The organism is Aeromonas sp. MTB (genome assembly GCF_056632455.1).
In genome coordinates, this window is record NZ_CP147026.1 from 2,966,640 (window position 1) to 2,986,019 (window position 19,380).

21 protein-coding genes are annotated in these 19,380 nt (G+C 60.3%); 16 read left to right on the plus strand and 5 right to left on the minus strand.

Annotation, left to right across the window (positions count from 1 at the left end):
* Positions 1–429 precede the first annotated feature (429 nt).
* The 10 genes from WBR25_RS13575 to mltB all read left to right on the plus strand — a co-directional run bounded on the left by WBR25_RS13575 (position 430) and on the right by mltB (position 10,285).
* The gene (locus WBR25_RS13575) at positions 430–804 is read left to right on the plus strand and encodes a hypothetical protein (RefSeq protein ID WP_479748252.1); all 375 of its coding nucleotides are present in this window, start codon (positions 430–432) and stop codon (positions 802–804) included.
* A 133-nt stretch (positions 805–937) separates the two neighbouring features.
* On the plus strand, positions 938–1,216 hold the full coding sequence (locus tag WBR25_RS13580) for a peptidylprolyl isomerase (RefSeq protein ID WP_033136755.1): 279 nt from the start codon (positions 938–940) through the stop codon (positions 1,214–1,216).
* Between the two features lie 179 nt (positions 1,217–1,395).
* Complete coding sequence (locus WBR25_RS13585) at positions 1,396–2,070, plus strand: DUF1499 domain-containing protein (protein WP_479748254.1); 675 nt, start codon at positions 1,396–1,398, stop codon at positions 2,068–2,070.
* Positions 2,071–2,095: 25 nt separating this feature from the next.
* Positions 2,096–2,677, plus strand: coding sequence for a carboxymuconolactone decarboxylase family protein (locus WBR25_RS13590; RefSeq protein WP_021231092.1), 582 nt, complete (start codon positions 2,096–2,098; stop codon positions 2,675–2,677).
* Positions 2,677–4,830, plus strand: coding sequence for an FAD-dependent oxidoreductase (locus WBR25_RS13595; protein ID WP_479748256.1), 2,154 nt, complete (start codon positions 2,677–2,679; stop codon positions 4,828–4,830). Before WBR25_RS13590 ends, WBR25_RS13595 begins: the two co-directional genes overlap by 1 nt.
* A 17-nt stretch (positions 4,831–4,847) precedes the next feature.
* Positions 4,848–6,047, plus strand: coding sequence for an ABC transporter substrate-binding protein (locus WBR25_RS13600; protein ID WP_479748258.1), 1,200 nt, complete (start codon positions 4,848–4,850; stop codon positions 6,045–6,047).
* 77 nt (positions 6,048–6,124) lie between these two features.
* On the plus strand, positions 6,125–7,759 hold the full coding sequence (locus WBR25_RS13605; RefSeq protein ID WP_479748260.1) for an ABC transporter permease: 1,635 nt from the start codon (positions 6,125–6,127) through the stop codon (positions 7,757–7,759).
* A gap of 23 nt (positions 7,760–7,782) precedes the next feature.
* Positions 7,783–8,433 (plus strand): ATP-binding cassette domain-containing protein, encoded by a 651-nt coding sequence (locus WBR25_RS13610; RefSeq protein ID WP_421325237.1) that lies wholly within the window; start codon positions 7,783–7,785, stop codon positions 8,431–8,433.
* A 14-nt stretch (positions 8,434–8,447) separates the two neighbouring features.
* Positions 8,448–9,062, plus strand: coding sequence for a CDP-alcohol phosphatidyltransferase family protein (locus WBR25_RS13615; RefSeq protein ID WP_265061174.1), 615 nt, complete (start codon positions 8,448–8,450; stop codon positions 9,060–9,062).
* A 131-nt stretch (positions 9,063–9,193) separates the two neighbouring features.
* Positions 9,194–10,285 (plus strand): lytic murein transglycosylase B, encoded by a 1,092-nt coding sequence (gene mltB, locus WBR25_RS13620; RefSeq protein WP_124929777.1) that lies wholly within the window; start codon positions 9,194–9,196, stop codon positions 10,283–10,285.
* Positions 10,286–10,369: 84 nt separating this feature from the next.
* On the opposite strand, the gene WBR25_RS13625 is transcribed toward mltB, so the two are convergent.
* Positions 10,370–11,035 (minus strand): peroxiredoxin-like family protein, encoded by a 666-nt coding sequence (locus WBR25_RS13625; protein WP_201955660.1) that lies wholly within the window; start codon positions 11,033–11,035, stop codon positions 10,370–10,372.
* Here WBR25_RS13625 and WBR25_RS13630 point away from each other — a divergent pair.
* Positions 11,034–11,723: a TetR/AcrR family transcriptional regulator gene (locus tag WBR25_RS13630; protein WP_440003911.1), complete on the plus strand. Its 690-nt coding sequence runs from the start codon at positions 11,034–11,036 to the stop codon at positions 11,721–11,723. The two genes, WBR25_RS13625 and WBR25_RS13630, sit on opposite strands and share 2 nt — an antisense overlap.
* Positions 11,724–11,845: 122 nt before the next feature.
* Here the strand turns inward: WBR25_RS13630 and pgm are convergent, their stop codons facing one another.
* Positions 11,846–13,495 (minus strand): phosphoglucomutase (alpha-D-glucose-1,6-bisphosphate-dependent), encoded by a 1,650-nt coding sequence (pgm, locus tag WBR25_RS13635; protein WP_479748264.1) that lies wholly within the window; start codon positions 13,493–13,495, stop codon positions 11,846–11,848.
* Positions 13,496–13,553: 58 nt separating this feature from the next.
* Complete coding sequence (gene seqA / locus WBR25_RS13640) at positions 13,554–14,063, minus strand: replication initiation negative regulator SeqA (protein ID WP_075115494.1); 510 nt, start codon at positions 14,061–14,063, stop codon at positions 13,554–13,556.
* A gap of 274 nt (positions 14,064–14,337) precedes the next feature.
* On the opposite strand from seqA, the gene WBR25_RS13645 reads away from it, so the two are divergent.
* From WBR25_RS13645 to fldA, 4 genes are read left to right on the plus strand one after another with little or no spacing between them, the layout of a single operon-like run.
* Positions 14,338–15,120, plus strand: coding sequence for an alpha/beta fold hydrolase (locus WBR25_RS13645; protein WP_479748266.1), 783 nt, complete (start codon positions 14,338–14,340; stop codon positions 15,118–15,120).
* Between the two features lie 55 nt (positions 15,121–15,175).
* Positions 15,176–15,397 carry a DUF2788 domain-containing protein gene (locus WBR25_RS13650; RefSeq protein ID WP_005334296.1) on the plus strand — a complete coding sequence of 74 codons (222 nt, stop codon included), beginning with the start codon at positions 15,176–15,178 and terminating at the stop codon, positions 15,395–15,397.
* Between the two features lie 20 nt (positions 15,398–15,417).
* Positions 15,418–15,714, plus strand: coding sequence for a LexA regulated protein (gene ybfE, locus WBR25_RS13655; protein ID WP_005334297.1), 297 nt, complete (start codon positions 15,418–15,420; stop codon positions 15,712–15,714).
* A 39-nt stretch (positions 15,715–15,753) separates the two neighbouring features.
* The gene (gene fldA / locus WBR25_RS13660) at positions 15,754–16,278 is read left to right on the plus strand and encodes a flavodoxin FldA (RefSeq protein ID WP_005334298.1); all 525 of its coding nucleotides are present in this window, start codon (positions 15,754–15,756) and stop codon (positions 16,276–16,278) included.
* A 90-nt stretch (positions 16,279–16,368) separates the two neighbouring features.
* Here the strand turns inward: fldA and WBR25_RS13665 are convergent, their stop codons facing one another.
* A complete protein-coding gene (locus WBR25_RS13665; protein WP_058056010.1) occupies positions 16,369–16,842 on the minus strand; it encodes a DUF4442 domain-containing protein in 474 nt (157 codons plus the stop codon).
* Between the two features lie 241 nt (positions 16,843–17,083).
* Between WBR25_RS13665 and fur the strand changes: the two genes are divergently transcribed.
* On the plus strand, positions 17,084–17,512 hold the full coding sequence (gene fur, locus WBR25_RS13670) for a ferric iron uptake transcriptional regulator (RefSeq protein ID WP_257687345.1): 429 nt from the start codon (positions 17,084–17,086) through the stop codon (positions 17,510–17,512).
* A 116-nt stretch (positions 17,513–17,628) separates the two neighbouring features.
* Here fur and glnS read toward each other — a convergent pair whose 3' ends face one another.
* Entirely contained in the window at positions 17,629–19,290 is a 1,662-nt protein-coding gene (gene glnS / locus WBR25_RS13675) for a glutamine--tRNA ligase (protein WP_005350535.1), read from the minus strand.
* Positions 19,291–19,380: the final 90 nt, after the last annotated feature.

Sequence of the window (19,380 nt, forward strand, 5' to 3'; positions counted from 1 at the left end):
CATGCCGTGCATGGCCGTGACACAAAAATGCGCGCCAGAAAAATGGCGAACCTTATCCTAACATAGGCGTCGGCCAGCGACAGCGCGGCGCCATTGGCAAATTCGCCATATCTTTTAAGAGGTTGACCATAAATCACACATTTTGGTGACAATGACGGTGCCCGCTTTCCCGATGGGGGCGAGCTGACCTGCCCTAAACATGCTTCACCCCATCGTCAGGCACCATTTATCACCTCTCCCCCTCTCTTTACCACCAGAAACCCACCACGACAGAGTTTGTCGGCATCGCCCCACCATCACCGTTTAACAGGCCCGGCACACGCCGTAGCGGGTGATTAAGAATTGCTCGTTCAGCGCAATCGAATTATCCCGCTGCCTTTGCAGACGTCCCTCCCTCACACTTGAACCATCAACTGAAGGAGACACATCATGCATGCACGTAGCGAACAGATGGCTGACTATATTGCCGATCGTCTCGAGTTCATCACCTTTCTCGCCTGTTGCAGCGCCCTGCTGGCCCTGCTGACCGGCATGAGTGGCCAGCAGGCGCTGGCCTTTACCGCCCTGAACCTGCCGTTTGGCCTCGGCATTTTGCTGGCGATGGCGCTGCTGGCCCCCCTGCCCGTCCACTGGCGGCTGCCGGGCATCACCTTGCTGCTGGCAGGTTGCGCCCTGATGACCCTGCAACTGGGGGGAGAGTGGCTCAATCCGCTGGCCATCTGGAGCCTCTACGCCCTGCTCGGTCTGGAGATCATATGGCAAGCGCGTCCCAGCGCCATGCTGGCCACCCGCGCTCGCCAATAACAGGGCTGACGAGCGCCGGTAAATGGCGGGATGTGATGGCTGACGCCGGTGGCAAATTGGGGTACTCTTGCGCCCCGATTTGCTACCACCCTTGGCGTTAACAACCTTCGCCATCACTCCCAGGAGCGCCCCGATGAAAAAAGCCTGTGCCCAGCACATTCTGGTCAAGACCGAAAAACAGTGTCTGGAGATCAAGGAGAAGATCGAGAAGGGAGCCGACTTCGGCCAGATGGCCAAGCGCTTCTCCACCTGCGCCTCCTCAAAACGCAGCGGCGATCTGGGGGAGTTCAATAAAGGGGATATGGTCAAGCCCTTTGACGATGCCGTCTTCAAGGGTGAACTGCTCAAGGTGCTGGGGCCGGTGCGCACCAAGTTCGGCTTCCATCTGATCAAAGTGCTCTATCGCAACTAAGTCATCACAACTGACCATCTTCTCGGTGAAGCTCCCGTCAGGCGGGCTTCACCTCCCTCTGCATCTCCCTCGCAAAACTGACCAAAACCACGCCAAACTCTCATCAATTTACTAACGTTATCAGGCAATTAAGTTTATCCTTCTCGGCATTGTCCACATTCGACGATGGATCCCGTGCTATGCCCCGCTCTTGCTTGTGGCCCCTGCTGGCCTGGTTACTCCCGCTCGCTGGCGCCCTCGGCAGCCGCTTTCATCTCTGGCCCTGGTGGATCGGTTTTGCGATCTGTCTCATCGGAGCCCTTGTCTCCCTGATCTTGCTGGTGCGTCTGCCCTGGAGCCGCAACCGCTACGCCAGCGGCCTTGGCGCCTTGCCACTGCTGCTGCCGCTGACCTTTGTGGCACAGGCGCTGCGGATGCCGCTGATCAACGATGTGAGCACAGATCCCTACAATCCCCCCCAGTTACGCTGGGCAGCAGAGCTCAGAACGGCGCAGGATCTGCCAATAAATAGCGCACCGCTGAAAGCAGTTGAGGCAAAACCCGGTCCTCTCTTTACCCATACCGCCCCCGAAGAGGTGGTTATTGAGGCTGAGGAGCTGATGCAGGAGCTGGGCTGGCAGGTACGACCCAGCCCCAACGGTCTGGATGCGGTGGTCACCACCGGCTGGTTCGGCTTTCAGGATGATGTGGCGCTGCGGGTCTTTGCTGGCCCCAAAGAGACCCGCATCGATATGCGATCAGCCTCCCGTCAGGGGCAAAGCGATCTGGGCACCAACCGGGCGCGGATCGAGGATTTCCTGACCCGCCTGAACGAGCGGTTGGGCCAAGCCTACAAACCCAATTTGAAACCGTAAGAGTGAAACAACAAGAAGGTAACTGATGCGCGTTGAGGTCAAACCCGACCGGGAATATGCCTGGTTTATCCGCCCCTTTTTCTGGCTGCAAAAGCGCAACTATGGTCAGGTGCTTATTCCGGGCAAATGCTGGGGCCGCTCGCCGCGCCTCTTTGCAGCCGTCGCCACCCTCTACGGCGTCATCAACCGCAAGCGCTCCCCCATCGATCCCGTGCTGCGCTCGCTGGTGACGGTGCGGGTCTCCCAGCTCAACTGGTGTCGTTTTTGCGTCGACATCAACGCCATGACCCTGGTAAAGAGAGCTGGCTCCAGCGAGAAGGTGGAGGCGCTGGCCAACTGGCGCGAAAGCCCCTTGTTCGACGAGCGGGAGAAAGCAGTGCTCGACTATACCGAAGCGATGACTGGCCTCGATGGGGTGAGCGATGAGCAGGCGGCCCGCCTCAAACCCTGGTTCGATGACGATGCCATGGTGGAGCTGACCGGCCTTATCGCCTTTCAGAACATGTCGGCCAAGTTCAACGCTGCCCTCGATATCGCGCCGCAGGGCTTCTGCCAGCTACCGGTGCAACCGGAACGTCCTGCCCAGCCCGACAGCAAGGACGCCTGATGAACCGGACCCGCCTGCTGCTTGCACTGGTGATGGGGAGCCTTATCGGCACCTTTTTTGCCCTCGATCTCGGTCGTTACCTCACTCTGGACGCCTTGCAGGCCCAGCAGGCGGCAGTGGCGCAATGGGTCGACAGCCACTTTGTCTCGGCCAGCCTGCTGTTCGTGCTTATCTATGTGCTGAGCACCGCCCTCTCCCTGCCCGGTGCCAGCCTGCTCACCCTGGGTGGCAGCGCTGTGTTCGGCGTCGGCTGGGGGCTGCTGCTGGTCTCCTTCGCCAGCACCCTAGGCGCGACCCTGGCCTTTCTCAGCGCCCGTTTTCTGCTGCGCGACTGGGTCACCGCCCGCTTTGGCGACAAGCTGGCCACCTTTCACTCCGGCATGGCGAAGGAGGGGGCCTTCTATCTGCTGAGCCTGCGCCTCATCCCCATCTTTCCCTTCTTTCTGGTCAATTTGCTGATGGGGCTCACCCCCATCAGAGTCAGCACCTACTACTGGGTCAGCCAGCTTGGCATGCTGCCCGGCACCTTCGTCTATGTGCTGGCAGGGAGCGAGCTTGGCCAGTTAACCAGCACAGGCAATATCCTCTCCCCCGGCCTGATGGTCGCGTTGACCCTGCTGGGGCTGATGCCCTGGCTGGTCAAGAAATTGACTACATACCTCGCGCAGCGGCGCCTGCTCGCCCCTTACCGCAAACCCGCTCGCTATGACTACAACCTGCTGGTGATCGGTGCCGGTGCAGGTGGGTTGGTTACCAGCTATATCGCGGCAGCGGTGAAGGCCAAAGTGGCGCTCATCGAGAAGCACAAGATGGGGGGAGATTGCCTCAACAGCGGTTGTGTCCCCTCCAAGGCATTGATCCGCAGCGCCCGCTTTGCCGCAGAGCAGCGTAAAGCCGACGAGCTGGGCTTTAGCCCAAGCCACTCCCGCGCCGATTTTGCCGCCGTGATGGAGCGGGTAGCGGAGGTTATCAAGGAGGTCGAGCCCCACGACTCCATCGAACGCTATCAGGGGCTTGGAGTGGAATGCATCGAAGGGGAGGCGCGGCTGGTCTCTCCCTGGGAGGTGGAGGTTAACGGCCAGCGCCTTGCCAGCCGCCATATCGTTATCGCCACCGGCGCCCGACCGTTGGTGCCCAAGCTGCCGGGGCTGGATCAGGTGCCTTACCTCACCTCGGATAGCCTCTGGCAGCTGCGCACCCCGCCGCGCAACCTGCTGGTGCTGGGCGGTGGCCCCATCGGCTGCGAGCTGGCCCAGAGCTTCGCCCTGCTCGGCATTCCCGTGACCTTGGTGGAACTCTCGGAGCAACTGCTGCCCCGCGAAGAGAGAGAGGTAGCCGACGCCCTGGCCGGGCAGATGAGCCGCGATGGCGTACAGCTACTCACCGGCTGGCGTGCCGAACGAGCCGACTATCTGCCCGCCGCCGAGGGGGATCTCCCCATCCGGCTGCAACTGCGCCGGGGCGATGAGACACAAGTGGTGGAAGGGGATCAACTGCTGCTGGCACTGGGTCGGGTCGCCAATGTGAGCGGCTTCGGGCTCGAAGCGTTGGGAGTCGAGCTTGCCCCCCGCGGCACCATAGCGGTCGATGGCTTCCTTGCCACCAACTTCCCCAGCATACTGGCGGTGGGAGACGTAGCGGGCCCTTACCAGTTCACCCACTTCGCAGCCCATCAGGCCTGGTATGCGGCGGTCAATGCCCTGTTTGGCCAGTTCAAGCGCTTTCGGGCCGACTATCGGGTCATTCCGGCGGCCACCTACACCACGCCGGAGATTGCCCGGGTCGGCCTCAATCGCAAGGAGGCCGAGGCGCAGGGGATCCCCTTCGAGGTGACCCGCTTCGAGCTGGCCGAGCTGGATCGCGCCATCGCCGATGGGGAGCGCCACGGTTTTGTCGAGGTGCTGACCGTGCCGGGCAAGGATACTATCCTTGGCGCCACCATAGTGGGCACTCACGCCGGTGAGCGAATTGCCGAGTTCGTGCTCGCCATGCGTCACCGCCTCGGCCTAGGCAAGATCCTCGGCACCATTCACGCCTACCCCACCCTGATGGAGGGGAACAAATACGTGGCGGGTGAATGGAAACGGGCCCACCAGCCCACCCGGGTGCTGGCGTTGCTGGCCCGTTATCACCGCTGGCGCCGTGGCGCCTGACAATCAGGTAAACGTTTATGCTCAAGCCATTCTCACAACTCAACTCACAGCTCAAACAGCGGCTAAACGCCCTGCTGTGCGCCCTGCCCCTGCTCGCCAGCGGCCCGCTGTTGGCGGCCAACCCAGACGATAACTGGCAACGGACCCTTGAGGAGGCGAAGGGACAGACCGTCTACTTCAACGCCTGGGGCGGCAGCCCGGAGATCAACGCCTATCTGGTGTGGGCCGGGCAGGAGCTGGCGCGCGACTATCAGGTCAAGCTGGTGCAGGTGAAGGTGGATGACATCGCCCAGAGCGTCAGCCAGTTGCTGGCCAACAAGCAGGCGGGCAAGCAAGCTGGCGGCCCCATCGACCTGCTCTGGGTCAACGGCGAGAACTTCAAGGCGCTCAAGGAGCAGGGGCTGCTCGGTGCACCCTTTACCGCCGAGCTGCCCAACATGGCGCAGGTAGACAGCACCCTGCCGGTAAGTGAGGACTTCACCCTGCCGGTGGAAGGGCTGGAAGCCCCCTGGGGCATCGGCCAGCTCAATCTGATGGTCGACACCGAAGAGGTCGCCAGAGCGCCCACCTCGGCTGCAGCCCTGCTGGCGTGGGCCAAGGCCCATCCCGGTCGCTTCACCTACCCCAAGCCGCCCCAGTTCCATGGCTCCAGTTTTCTCAAGCAGATCCTGCTGGAGTTAACGCCAAACCCCGCCCCCCTCTATCGGGAGGCGACTGAGAGCAACTTTGCCAAGCTCACCGCCCCGCTCTGGGCCTGGCTCGATGAGCTGCATCCGGCACTCTGGCGCAAGGGCAAACTGTTCCCCACCAGCGCCGCCGAAACCCGCCAGCTACTCGATGATGGCGAACTGGCCATGGCCATCAGCTTCAATCCGCAGGAGGCGCAGAGCGCTGCCCAGATTGGCGCCCTGCCCCCCAGTGTGGAAGCGGTCGCCATGGAGAAAGGGGCGCTCACCAACAGCCATTTTCTCGCCATCCCCTTCAACGCCAGTGCCCGTGCGGGTGCCAAGGTGGTGGCCAACTTCCTGCTGAGCCCGGCGGCGCAGGCACGAAAAGCCAATCCGGCCTTCTGGGGTGATCCCAGCGTGCTGCGGGCCGATGCGCTGCCTGATCCCGCCAAAGGGCAACCGGCACTGCGCTTCAAAGCGGTAGCCGAGCCTCACCCCAGCTGGCAGCTCAAGCTGGAAGCGGCCTGGGCCGAGCGTTACGGTCACTGATGAGTGCCGCTGGTCACCCGCTTTCCCGCTCCCGACCGTGGCGCCGGTTGACACGCCACCCCAGTATGAGTACGGGGATGGCGGTCATTTATCTGGCGATCTTCGTCATCCCATTGCTGGCGGGACTGTGGCAACTGCTGGCGGAGGGGATGGCCGCCTCTCATCTCGCCTTGCTGCTCGCCCAACCCGGTCTTTGGCACTCAGCTGCGCTGAGTCTGTGGATTGGCGCCGCCTCCACCCTCGGTAGTCTGCTGTTGACCGCCCTGCTGCTGGCCCACAGCAACAGCCGGGTTTTCGGGCTGCTCCGTCGTCTGCTCTCGCCCATGCTGGCCATGCCCCATGTCGCCTTTGCCATCGGCTTTGCCTTTCTGCTCGCCCCCTCCGGCTGGCTGCTGCGGCTCGTCTCGCCAGCTCTGACCGGACTTGAACTGCCTCCCGATTGGCAGACCATTCGGGACCCTCTGGGGCTTGGGCTGATTGCACTGCTCGTTTTCAAGGAGACCCCCTTTTTGCTGCTGATGGCGATGGCCGCACAGCAACCCATCCAGCTGGCACGCCAGCAGTGGCTGGGGGCGAGCCTCGGTTTCAGTGCCCCCCAGATCTGGTGGCGCCTGCTGCTGCCCGCCCTCTGGCCTGCCCTGCGCCTGCCCATCTATGCGGTGGCGGCCTACGGAGTGGCGGTGGTGGATCTCGCCCAGCTGCTCGGGCCCGATGCCCCCGCCCCGCTGGCGGTACGGCTGTGGCTCTGGTATCAGGACCCGGATCTACTCTGGCGCGGTGCCACCGCCAGCGGCGCCCTGCTTTTGCTCGCTATCACGGCGTTGCTCATTGCCATGCTCAGATTACTGGAGTGGCTTCATCAAGAGATGGGCAAAGGTTGCTGGCTCAATGGCAAACGGGCAGCGTCCCACTTCTTTGCCAACCGGCTCGCAGCAGGCGTTGCATTGACGCTGATCACCCTCAATCTGGCGGTGCTGGCGGCCCTGCTGCTCTGGTCGCTGGCGCGCCGCTGGCCCTTTCCCGCCCTCTGGCCCAGCCAGTGGAGCAGTCACTACTGGCTGGATCTGCTGCCAACCCTGCTGCCACTGCTGGGAACCAGCGCGCTGCTGGCGCTGGTGAGCGGCTTGTTGGCACTGATGATGGCGGTGTGCAGTCTTGAGGCACAAGCCAGCCGCCGCCCCTGGCCGCTCTGGCTTATCTGCCTGCCGCTGTTGCTGCCGCAGGCAAGCCTGCTATTTGGCATCCGGCTCGGGTTGGACTGGCTTGCGCATGACTCGATAAGCAGCGGCATTGGCTGGGGCTGGGTGCTCTGGAGCCAGCTGCTGTTCGTCTTTCCCTATGTCTATCTCTGCCTGCACGGCCCCTATCGCCAGTTCGATCCGCGGATCACCCAGAGCGCCCTGCTGCTGGGGGCTACGCCATGGCGAGCCTGGTGGCAGGTGAAAGCGCCGCTGCTGGCGCGCCCGCTGCTGTTTGCCTTCGGCGTCGGGGCGGCGGTGAGTTTGGCCCAGTATCTGCCAACCCTGTTGTTTGGGGCTGGCAGAGTGGTCACCATCACCACGGAAGCGGTGGCCATCGGCAGCGGCCTCAACCGGCGGCTGGCGGGGCTCTACGGTCTGCTGCAACTGCTGCTGCCGCTCGTTATCTATCTGCTGGCGCTCTGGCTGCCGGCGCGGATCAATCCGGCGCTCAAGGGGGGCGGCTCACGATGAACTCTCATGATGGAAATAGCCATATGCTGAGCACCACGCCTCTTCGGCTTTACCTTGATGAAAATCTACTGCTCTCGCTGCCCCCCCTGCAGGTGGCACCCGGCGAGGTATTGACCCTGATGGGGCCCAGCGGCTGTGGTAAAAGCTCCCTGCTGGCGGGGCTCGCCGGGGTACTGCCGGGCGCGCAGACTGATAGCAGCCCCATCCGGCTGGAGGGGGAGATAAGACTTCGCGAGCGGCTACTCAACGCCCTACCGCCGCAGGCGCGGCGCATCGGCATGCTGTTTCAGGATGACCTGCTGTTCGACCATTTGACGGTAGCGGAGAACCTGATGTTCGGCATGCCTGCGATCATCAAGGGAAAACGTGCGCGGCGGGAAAAGGCGTTGGCCGCATTGGCGCAGGTCGCACTGGCAGATCAGGCTGATAAGCTGCCACAGCTGCTGTCAGGGGGGCAGCGGGCACGGGTCAGCCTGCTGCGGGCACTGTTGGCGGAACCCGACGCCCTGCTGCTGGACGAGCCCTTCTCCCGCCTCGACAAGCCGCTGCGGGCCGCCTTTCGCGAGCTGGTGTTCGCGCAGATCAGGGCGCTGGCCATCCCCGCGATTCTGGTGACCCACGACGAAGAGGATGCGCCGGGCACCATACTCAATCTCACTGAATCCTGTTTTTGACCGAGGAGTTCACCTTGTTTGATCGCCATCTGATCCCCGTGATCCGCAGCCCCCTCACCCAGCTCGCCAAGCCGCTCTGCCGTGCCGGGATCAGTGCCAATCAGGTGAGCCTCACCGGCTTTGCCATCGGCATGCTGGCGCTGCCGCTGCTGGCCTTTGGCTGCTATCAATGGGCGCTCGGGGCGATCCTGCTCAACCGCTTGCTGGACGGGCTCGATGGCGCCGTGGCGCGGGAAACCGGCATCACCGACTGCGGCGGCTTTCTCGACATCACCCTCGACTTTATTTTCTACGCCGCCGTGGTGCTGGGCTTTGCCCTCGCCGCCCCCGCCAATGCGCTGCCCGCCGCCACCCTGCTATTTGCCTTTATGGGTACAGGGTCGAGCTTTCTGGCGTTTGCCATCATGGCGGGCAAGCGGGGGATCGATAATCCGGTCTACCACCATAAATCTCTCTACTATCTGGGCGGCCTCACCGAGGGGAGCGAGACCATCGCCCTCTTTGTGCTGATGTGCCTGTGGCCCGCCGCCTTCGCCCCGCTCGCCTACGGCTTTGCCCTGCTCTGCGCCATCACCACCCTGACCCGACTCTGGAGCGGTTACCACACCCTGCGTCCCCCCCAGCCATAAACAGCACAGCCCTCACCGGAGCGCTAATCCATCGCACGATGAATTGGCGGCAAACAAGGCGCACGGAACACTTGCACGGGGATGACAATGTTTTACCATTGCGACACTTTATCAGTCTCTTTGAGAACCCTATGCGTCGCCTTGCCTCTCTTCTCACTCTGTCATTATTCCCCCTGCTCGGTGGCTGCAGCAGCGCCCCCGCGCCAAAGCCCGTGGTCGTCCCCCAGCCCAAGAGCGCCTTTATCAATCAGGCGCCATCGAGCAAACCCGTTTATACACAAGGGGTTAGCAAGGGGGACTTCGCCAATCGCCCCAACGTGGACAGGTTCGTCCAGAAAATGGTCGAGAAGCACGGTTTTGACAACGCCCAGTTGCATCAGGTGCTGGCACAGGCAGAGCGTTACGACTGGATCATCCGCCTGATGGATGCCCAGGCGCCGACTACCGCCAAGCCCACCGGCCCGACCGGCGCCTGGAACCGCTATCGCGCCAAGTTCATCACCCCCGACAACGTACAGAACGGCGTCAACTTCTGGCGTGAATACGCAAGCGAGCTGAACCGGGCGGAGCAGATCTACGGGGTGCCGCCGGAGATCATCGTCGGCATTATCGGGGTGGAGACCCGCTGGGGCCGGGTGATGGGCAAGACCCGCATTCTGGATGCGCTGGCCACTCTGGCATTTGATTATCCGCGCCGCGCCGAATTCTTCACCAGCGAGCTGGAAGCCTTCCTGGTGATGACCCGCGACGAGGGGATGGATCCCACCGAACCCAAGGGCTCCTATGCGGGCGCCATGGGCTACGGCCAGTTTATGCCCTCCAGCTTCCAGCGCTATGCGGTGGACTTTGATGGCAACGGCCACACCAACCTGTGGGATCCGGTAGATGCCATCGGCAGCGTCGCCAACTACTTCAAGGCCCACGGCTGGGAGAAAGGCCAACCGGTTGCGGTGCGCGGTCAGGGCCAACTGCCCGGCTATGAGCATGGCTTCCAGACCCGCTACCCGGTCGCCACCCTGCGCCGCGCAGGGCTCACCCCCACCAGCACCCTCGGCAACCACAGCGAAGCGAGCCTGCTGCGCCTCGATGTGGGCACCGGCTACCAATACTGGTACGGTCTGCCCAACTTCTACACCATCACCCGTTACAACCACAGCACCCACTACGCCATGGCGGTGTGGCAGCTGGGGCTGGCGGTGAAAGAGGCTAAAGGCGGTTACTGAGTCATTTGCTTATAAACACGAGGCAGGCCTGTCCAGGCCCGCCTCGTCTGCACTCCACACGGCGCCTTCTGGCGCCGTGTCGGTTTAAAGCATCCCAGCCGCGGCCAGTCTGTCCAGCTCAGCGATCAGCTGGGTAGGCTCTGCCCGTTGGGTGTAGTCCACATTGACGAAGTGGTAGCGCACCACCCGATCCTGGCCAAGGATATACGTCGCCGGGACTGGCAAAGTAAAACTGTCATCCCCGTTGCTGGCCGGAATATCGATACCAAAACGCTCATAGATTGGGCGCAGCACCTCGGGCAGCTCGAATACCAACCCCAGCGAAGCCGACACCCGGTTGCCTTCATCGCTGAGCACAGTGATCGCCAGCTCGTTGGCGGTGAGAGTGTCCTGCACGGTTGTTGGCATCTCGGGAGTCAAACCGAGGAGGGTGACCCCCCGTTTCACAAACTCGGGCAACGCAATATTGAGTGCCTGCATCTCGAGATTGCAATAAGGACACCAACCACCTCGATAGATGTTGAGCACCACAGGCCCCTCAGCCAGATAGTGGGAGAGCGGGCGCACCACCCCGTGCTGATCGGGCAACGCAAAGTCAGGAAACTGATCGCCAGTGACAAATGCCCCTTGTCCCAGTCCGCTCGCCCGTAGCGCTTCTGTAGCCCCCTCCATCACCGCCAGTACATCACCAGGGACTTTAGTTCGCTTTATCGCATCGTACTCTTTGATTTTTTGCTCAAGTGTGGGCATGATTATCATCCTTTCTGTAGTGGTCACTACAATATCAAACAAACCACCAACACTGGTCAAGATATTTTTTAGTGATCACTACAGAAAGACAACGCAAGCAGGAATCGAAATGGCAAGACCGGCATCATTTGACAGAGAACAAGTTCTGGAGATTGCCCTCAACAGCTTCTGGGAAACGGGCTTCAGCAACACTGGCATCGCCACACTCGTTGACAGAATGGGGTTGAAGCCCAGCAGCCTGTACGGCGCCTTCAGCTCTAAAGAGGGATTGTTTATCGAAGTGTTGCAGCGCTATTCAGCACAGAGTCTGGCGCAGATCGAACTGTTGTTGGCCTCGGCAGATTCTCCCCTAGCCGGTGTACGAGCCTTGCTCGATGCTGTAGCTCGGGATGCCATAGCCAGCGAGGCACATCGTGGCTGCCTGCTGGTCAATACCCTGCTGGAAGTGGGGCGCCAAAATCCAACGATTCAGCATGAAGCCAGCGTTCACTTGGCCGAAGTGGAACAGCGGGTGGCCAATAACTTGCGCCAGGCACAAGCAGCTGGAGAGTTGGCCGCCGAGCGCGATATCGACACCCTCGCGGCTTTGTTGATGACCATGGTGTGGGGAATGCGCGTACTGGGTCGCACCCATCCACCTGCCGCCAAGGTACAGGCTGTGTTGGCCCAGATACAGGCCATGCTTTAAACCACAGACCAGCAGGCCCTCGCACAATTCGTAGCCACCACAGAAAAACAGAGGAGCCGATTTGGCTCCTCTCTTCACCTTGTCTTTAGCCCGAGGACCCGGGCGCTGACGTGATGCGCGGCTTAGACACCAGCCTTGGCCAGCGCAGCAGAGACGATCTGCTGGGCCTCTTGCTGGATGAGGTCGAGGTGCGCGTCGCCCTTGAAGCTCTCCATATAGATCTTGTAGATAGACTCGGTGCCGGAGGGGCGCGCCGCGAACCAGCCGTTCTCGGTCACCACCTTGAGGCCGCCGATGGCGGCATCGTTGCCCGGCGCCTTGGTCAGCTTGGCGATGATGGGCTCACCCGCCAGGGTGGAGGCTTCTACCAGTGCCGGATCCAGCTTGGAGAGCACCGCTTTCTGGGCGCTGTTGGCCGGGGCGTCGATACGGCGATAGCTGGAGCGGCCAAACCTGGCTTCCAGTGCGTCGTAGTGGGCCTGCGGATCCTTGCCGGTCACCGCCAGAATTTCCGCCGCCAGCAGCGCCAGAATGAAGCCATCCTTGTCGGTGGTCCAAACGGTGCCATCTTTGCGCAGGAAGGAGGCGCCCGCACTCTCTTCGCCACCAAAGCCAAACTCGCCGCTGTAGAGGCCATCCACGAACCACTTGAAGCCGACCGGTACCTCTTTGAGGGTGCGGCCAATCTCACCGGCAACCCGGTCAATCATGGAAGAAGATACCAGCGTCTTGCCAACGGCTGCATCGGCAGACCAGCCGGTGCGATGGGTAAACAGATACTGGATCGCCACCGCCAGATAGTGGTTCGGGTTCATCAGGCCAGACTTGGTGACGATGCCGTGACGGTCGTAGTCAGGGTCGTTGCCAAGGGCGATGTCGAACTTGTCTTTGAGGGCAATCAGGCTCGCCATGGCGAACGGGCTGGAGCAGTCCATCCGGATCTTGCCGTCTTTATCCAGGGTCATGAAGGAGAAGGTCGGGTCGACCTTGTAGTTCACCACATCGATATTCAGGCCATAGGTCTTGGCGATGACGTCCCAGTAGGCGACGCCAGAGCCGCCCAGCGGATCGACACCGATCTTGATGCCCGCGTTCTTGATGGCATCCATGTCCAGCACGTTCTTCAGATCATCCACATAGGGGGTGACATAGTCGTGCTCGACCACGAACGGGCTCTTGAGCGCCTCGGCGAACGGCATCCGTTTCACGCCAGCCAAACCCGCTTCCAGAAGGGCGTTGGCACGGTCTTCCACCCACTTGGTGATCTCCCCTTCGGCGGGGCCACCGTGAGGCGGGTTGTACTTGAAGCCACCATCTTCCGGCGGGTTGTGGGACGGGGTGATCACCACACCGTCGGCGCGCGCTGCAGGCTTGCCCGCGTTATGGCGCAGGATGGCGTGAGAGATGACCGGGGTCGGGGTAAAACCGAGGCCAGCCTGAATGCGGGTCTCGACGCCGTTGGCAGCCAGCACTTCGACGGCACTGGCAAAGGCGGATTCGGACAGGGCGTGGGTATCCATGCCGACAAACAGCGGGCCAGTGATACCGGCCTGCTGGCGATACTCCACCAGCGCCTGGGTCACCGCCAGAATATGGGATTCGGTAAAGGCGTAGTGCAGGGCGCTGCCGCGGTGGCCGGAGGTACCAAAGGCAACTCGCTGCTCGGGGCGGCTCATGTCCGGCTTGTTGAGGTAGTAGGCGCTGACCAGACGGGGGATGTTGGTCAGGTCGCTTAAACGGGCCGGTTGACCGGCGTGGGAATGCTGAGCCATGGCGTTTTCCTTGCGTAATGGCGGCCTTGCCGGGCAAGGCCTGAGTCTTGAAGAATCGTTAAATGGCGCCACACACCTGCGCGATCACCTCTTCGCCATAGCCCATGCTGGCCATCAGCTGGGCAACCATGTTCTGCTTGCGGCTGGTGTTGGTGTTGGTGATCACCCAGAACGGGGTCTCCGGTACCGGCTTGGGCTTGGTGGTGCTGCCACTGGCACGCAGAGCCTCGGGATCCTGCGAGAAATAGACGCGCTTGCGCCCCTTGATTTCGGTGGCCTGGGTAAAGCCTTCCGGGTTATCCCGGTAGAGGGTACTCAGCACCAGCATAAAGCGGTTGATGGACTTCTCTTCTTTTTGCAGCTCACCGGAATCGAGCAGGGCTTGCAGCCCTTGTTGGGTGGCTACCGTACTGGGCTGCGCGACGGCAACGGGCTCGGCAACCGGCACACCTTGGTGAGCAGGCTGTTCCAGCAGACGGCGCAGGATATCGGAGGCACTCTCACCAATGTGCCGGGTCTGGCTGGCGATATAGAAGTAGAGATCGTCATCAAGCTCGATGGTTTTCATAGGGATGCGCTGGACTCGTCGAAATTCGGATGCGGCGATTATACATAGGCAAACCCGACAGCCCAAGCAAGGGGCTGGCAGATGTACATGAATCTCATCGAGAATACGGCATAATAGCGGGCCAAGTGTGTGATCAGCCGCACTGATAGCCGATCCGGACGGGATTTTTTAGAAAAAAAACCACATTTATTCCCCATCCGTTGGACGAAATCCTTTTCTTTCCAGTGCGTTAAATAAAACAGCGATACGCACCCACGACCGACAAGGTGTCATTTTGCAACAAAACAGCATATTGAACTTCAAGGAGCAGGGTCAGGGCCCGGCGGTCATTCTGATCCACGGCCTGTTTGGCAGCCTCGACAACCTCGGCCTGCTGGCCCGTGCTCTCTGTGAACAGTACCGGGTCATCAGCGTCGATCTGCGCAACCACGGTGCCTCCTTTCATAGCAGCGAGATGAGCTATCCGGCCCAGGCTGCCGATATCCTGACCCTGATGGATCGGCTGAATATTGCCGAAGCAACCCTGATTGGCCACTCGATGGGCGGCAAGGTGGCGATGCAGGTCGCCAAGCTGGCGCCTGAGCGGGTGACCAAGCTGGTGGTGGCCGACATGGCGCCAGTCGCCTATCCCCACTCCCGCCACCAGAATGTCTTTGCCGGACTCAACGCTACACTGCGCACGCCGCCGCAAAGCCGCAGTGAAGCGGAAGCCATGCTGGCGCAGCACATCGAGATCGCCGAGGTGCGCCAGTTCCTGCTCAAATCGTTCGCCAGAGGCGAGCATGGCTGGGGTTGGCGCTTCAATGTGCCCGCCCTTGAGCAAAACTACGCCAACATAATGGGCTGGCCAGACGATGAACGCCGCTTCGAGGGGCCTGTGCTCTTTATCAAAGGGGGGGATTCTGACTATATGCAGCCGCAATACAGCGAGACGGCACTGGCCCAATTCCCGGCGGCAAAGGTGCGTGTCATCGCGGGTACCGGCCACTGGCTGCATGCGGAAAAACCGGCTCTGTTCAACAAATTGGTTGTGGATTTCCTGTCGACAGGCGGTTAACAGTTTCAAATCCTTTGTGATATAGTGCGCCGGTCATAAGGAGTGTGCGCAATCCATGCTAAGTGAACATATCGACCTGATCGAAAGTTTGGGCCTCAAGTTATTCTTTGTGGCCATTTTCATATTGATTGGCCTGGCCATTCAGGACGTGCTCAAGCGCGGCAATGTGCCCCGTTTCGGTCGTTTTATCGTCTGGTTGGTACTGTTTCTGGGTTGTGCGGGTTTTGTCGCCAAGGGGCTGATCGAACTGGGCTGGGAAGGCTCAGGACTCGGCTAACTTATTTTCATCTGTGATGTATGGCCAAACAGCAAACTGATCGAACAACACTGGATCTGTTCGCAAATGAGAAGCGCCCCGGCAGGCCAAAGACCAATCCACTCCCCCGCGAGACCCAGCTCAAGATCAACAAGCGTAACCAGCTTAAGCGCGATCGGGAAAATGGGCTGAAGCGGGTAGAGTTAAAGGTGGAGGCCGAGTTGCTGGAGCGCCTGAACCAACTTGCGTTACAACAGAACATCAGCCGAGCCGAGCTGATCCAATCTATCCTGAAACAACAGATTGAGTCCGCCTTTGCGGTGGACATTGCAGTCTGAGCGTTGAGCATTAACACCAAATACGGGTAACTAAACACTATGGCAAGTGTAGGTCTGTTTTTTGGCAGCGATACCGGTAACACCGAAGCTGTCGCCAAGATGATCCAGAAAGAGCTGGGCAAAAACCTGATTGAAGTCCGTGACATCGCCAAGAGCAGCAAGGCCGACATCGAGAGCTTTGATCTGCTGATGTTCGGCATCCCGACTTGGTACTACGGCGAAGCCCAGGCCGACTGGGACGACTTCTTCCCCGATCTGGGCGAAATCGACTTCACCAACAAGCTGGTCGCCATCTTCGGTTGCGGTGATCAGGAAGACTATTCCGAGTACTTCCTCGACGCCATGGGCACCCTGCGTGACATCGTCGAAGCCAAAGGCGCCATCATCATCGGTCACTGGCCGACTGCCGGCTACGAGTTCGAAGCCTCCAAGGCACTGGTCGATGACAAGCACTTTGTCGGTCTGGGTATCGATGAAGATCGCCAGCCGGAGCTGACCGCCGAGCGCGTCAAGGGTTGGTGCAAGCAGTTGCACGAAGAGATGTGCCTGGGCGAGCTGGAGTAATCCGCGTCCCCTCCTCTCTTTGACAACAAGGGCCCCGACGGGGCCCTTGTTGTATCTGCAAGTGGCGATGCCTGCCTTTATTCACCCCTGTTATTCCCCTCTGTGCTCCGGTTTGGCCCGCACATAGAGGGTGCGCTTGACCTGCGCCACCAGCTCGCCGCTCTTGTCCTGCACCGAGACCTCGAATTCTGGGAAGTGTTTGTTGCCACCTTCGGTCGCCGCCACGATTTCGGCCAGCTTGCCCTCGGTCAGGTTAAACTCGGCCACCAGCTTGCCCTTGCCCGGCTTGATGTAGTTGATGCTGCCCGCCTTGTCCCAGACGTAATAGCGATTCTTGAAGTAGCCCATCAGCATCAGCGGATAAATGGGGTCAGTCATGGCAAACATGCTGCCGCCAAACTGGGTGCGGTTGGCATTCTTGTTCCACCAGCGGGATTTGAGGGTCACCCGGCAGTAGCGAAAGTCATCGCTCAGGGTCTCTATCTTGATACCGGCGCCCCAGAAAGGGGGCCAGGCGTTGAGTGCACGGCGCACCCAGGCCGCATTGTCAAAAAGCCAATCCATGGATCTCATCCGACCAGAATATGAAAGTTACATCTTATCAACATCTGCCATGCCAGCAAGTCGGACGACACGATTGATTATTTCAATCCAACCGGCCATTTATGGCTAAACCCCTTGAATTGCTGGGTTTATTTTTAGGGAAGCTACGACCTATAATGACAGGCCAAGCGAGTTCAAGGTTGCCATTCCTGCGGCAGTCCATCAGAATAACCCCACCTTCGAGAATGCGAATAAGTAGAATATGGCAGACAACAACCAAGCGTTAAAAAAGGCCGGGCTCAAGATCACCTTGCCCCGGGTCAAAATCCTGGAAATCCTGCAACAGCCGGACTGCCAGCACACCAGCGCCGAAGATCTCTATAAACGACTGATCGACCTGGGTGAAGAGATTGGTCTCGCTACCGTCTATCGCGTTCTCAACCAGTTTGATGATGCCGGTATCGTTACCCGTCACCACTTCGAAGGTGGCAAGTCGGTATTCGAGCTGGCCACTCAGGAGCACCACGACCACCTGGTTTGCCTCGACTGCGGCAAGGTGATCGAGTTCTCCGACGAAGTGATCGAACAGCGTCAGCGCGAGATCGCCAAGAAATTCAATATCCATCTCACCAACCACAGCCTCTACCTCTACGGTCACTGTGCTACCGGTGAGTGCAAGCACGACGAATAAGTCGGCCGCGACTTGCAGATAACGGACAATAAAAAAGCCAGCATCAGCTGGCTTTTTTATTGTCCGGCGCAGGCCGTTGGCAGCACACAGGGCAGGGTCTCCCCTGCCCCATCGGCTTAGCCTTCTACCTTGCCCCAGGAGTCGCGCAGGGCAACGGTGCGGTTAAACACCAGATGCTCCGGGCTGGAGAGCTTGTTGTCGGCGCAGAAGTAACCTTCACGCTCGAACTGGTAAGCCTGCTCCGGCTTGGCGTTCTTCAGGGATGCCTCGACACGGGCCCCCTCGATAATCACCAGGGATTCCGGGTTCAGCGCGGCTTCGAAGTCATCCTCGGCGCCCGGGTTCGGCACCTTGAACAGACGGTCGTAGAGACGCACTTCCGCTGGCAGGGAGTGAGTGGCGCTGACCCAGTGGATCACCCCTTTCACCTTGCGGCCATCGGCCGGATCCTTGCCCAGGGTCTCGGGATCGTAGGAGCAGTAGATGCAGGTGACCTTGCCATCGGCATCTTTCTCGATGCGCTCGGCCTTAATCACATAGGCATTGCGCAGACGCACTTCCTTGCCCAGCACCAGACGCTTGAACTGCTTGTTCGCCTCTTCTTTGAAGTCCGCTTCATCGATGAAGATTTCGCGGGTGAAGTTCAGCTCGCGAGTACCCATCTCGGCATTGCTCGGGTGGGCCGGGGCAGTCAGCACTTCGTCGGCAGCCAGATTCTCGATGACCACTTTCACCGGATGCAGCACGGCCATGGCGCGCGGCGCATTCTCATTGAGGTCTTCACGGATACAGGCTTCCAGCATGCTCATCTCGACGATGTTGTCCTGCTTGGTGACGCCGATGCGCTTGCAGAACTCGCGGATGGAGGCCGGGGTGTAACCACGACGACGCAGACCGGAGACGGTCAGCATGCGCGGGTCATCCCAACCATCGACGTGCTTCTCGGTCACCAGCAGGTTCAGCTTGCGCTTGGACATGACGGTGTATTCGAGGTTCAGACGAGAGAACTCGTACTGACGGGGGTGGCAGTCGATGGTGATGTTGTCCAGCACCCAGTCGTACAGACGACGGTTGTCCTGGAACTCCAGGGTGCAGATGGAGTGGGTGATCCCTTCCAGCGCGTCCGAGATGCAGTGAGTGAAGTCATACATCGGGTAGATGCACCACTTGTCACCGGTCTGGTGGTGATGGGCAAACTTGATACGGTAGATAACCGGATCGCGCATCACCATGAAGGGAGAAGCCATGTCGATCTTGGCGCGCAGGCAGGCGGTGCCTTCGGCGAACTCGCCGTTCTTCATCTTGGCAAACAGCGCCAGGTTCTCTTCCACGCTGCGATCGCGGAACGGGCTGTTCTTGCCAGCTTCAGTCAGGGTGCCACGGTACTCACGCATCTGCTCGGGCGTCAGCTCGTCCACATAGGCCAGACCCTTTTCAATCAGCTCGATGGCGTAGCCATGCAGCTTGTCGAAATAGTCGGAGGAGTAGCAGATCTCGCCATTCCACTGGAAGCCGAGCCACTGAACGTCCTGCTTGATGGACTCTACGTACTCGATATCTTCCTTCACCGGGTTGGTGTCATCGAAACGCAGGTTGCACTGGCCCTGATAGTCGCGGGCGATGCCGAAGTTCAGGCAGATGGACTTGGCGTGGCCGATATGGAGATAACCGTTCGGCTCGGGCGGAAAACGGGTATGCACGCTGCTGTGCTTACCGCTGGCCAGATCTTCATCAATGATCTGACGAATAAAGTTAGTTGGGCTGTTCGCCTGACTCATGGCTCACCTCAAAAAAGCGTCACTGGCGGAAGTTGTGCCGGCTGGCACCCTCATCCCCCCGCCGTCAAGCCGAGTATGATCCCTTATTAC